The organism is Pseudomonas sp. AC083 (assembly GCF_979253165.1).
In genome coordinates this window covers 1-249 of record NZ_CEEDDH010000260.1, presented here as the reverse complement: position 1 = coordinate 249, position 249 = coordinate 1, and the positions used below count along the sequence as shown (strand labels likewise).

1 protein-coding gene is annotated in these 249 nt (G+C 34.9%); it reads left to right on the top strand.

What is annotated here, in order from left to right; genetic code table 11:
* On the top strand, positions 1-249 hold a 249-nt coding region (locus AC0IXA_RS27885), incomplete at both ends, for a glycosyltransferase family 2 protein (RefSeq protein ID WP_471814976.1).

Below are 249 nucleotides of genomic sequence, written 5' to 3'. Positions count from 1 at the left end.
GAACATCCATTATTAACTGTGGTTTTACCTGTTTACAACGTCGAAGCTTATGTAGAGGAATGCCTGGAATCTATTATTGGTCAAACAATGGGTTTTGAGAATATAGAAGTTATATTAGTTAATGATTGTTCAACTGATGGTACCCCAGCAATTTTAGATGGTTATGCAGAGCGTTTTAAAAACATAAAAGTGATCCATTTAAAAGAAAATTGCGGAGCTCCTGGAAAACCGAGGAATATAGGTTTGCAA